The sequence below is a fragment of the Photobacterium galatheae genome (assembly GCF_000695255.1).
GTDB lineage: Bacteria > Pseudomonadota > Gammaproteobacteria > Enterobacterales > Vibrionaceae > Photobacterium > Photobacterium galatheae.
The window spans coordinates 1-607 of sequence record NZ_JMIB01000058.1; the positions used below are offsets into that span (position 1 = coordinate 1).

Sequence of the window (607 nt, forward strand, 5' to 3'; positions counted from 1 at the left end):
GATTGCCTGGTCGAAATGTAAAGAGCCACTGGTGCTGCCCAACAGCATCAGTATGAATTTGGCGGAAGATGTTTCGCTGACAGAATTTTAGTCCCGTTCGTCTAGAGGCCTAGGACACCGCCCTTTCACGGCGGTAACAGGGGTTCGACTCCCCTACGGGACGCCACGGGTCGTTAGCTCAGTTGGTAGAGCAGTTGACTTTTAATCAATTGGTCGCAGGTTCGAATCCTGCACGACCCACCATTCCTGCCACGGGAATGTAAAAACTCAGTGGGCGATTAGCTCAGTTGGGAGAGCACCTCCCTTACAAGGAGGGGGTCACTGGTTCGAGCCCGGTATCGCCCACCATTCTTTCCTCTGGAAAGAGACCCAGAACAATGGGGCTATAGCTCAGCTGGGAGAGCGCCTGCCTTGCACGCAGGAGGTCAGCAGTTCGATCCTGCTTAGCTCCACCAATTTCTCTGATACTGCGTTGTACGATTCCTTGTTTAGCAAACTAAACGTCGGAACCTCACGCCTTGTCTCAGAATCATTGGGTCCACTCTTTAAGGGTTTTTCCTGAGAACCTTTAGAAAGTGGTTATCATTTGATAATTCACAATGCTCTT

At 50.9% G+C, this 607-nt stretch carries 4 tRNA genes; all 4 read left to right on the forward strand.

The window, feature by feature from the left end:
* Positions 1–90: 90 nt before the first annotated feature.
* Positions 91–166, forward strand: a tRNA-Glu gene (locus EA58_RS20555).
* A 1-nt stretch (position 167) separates the two neighbouring features.
* Positions 168–243 (forward strand) — tRNA-Lys (locus EA58_RS20560).
* Between the two features lie 29 nt (positions 244–272).
* A tRNA-Val gene (locus EA58_RS20565) sits at positions 273–348 on the forward strand.
* Between the two features lie 31 nt (positions 349–379).
* Positions 380–455: transfer RNA gene (locus EA58_RS20570), tRNA-Ala, on the forward strand.
* The last annotated feature ends 152 nt before the right edge of the window (positions 456–607 follow it).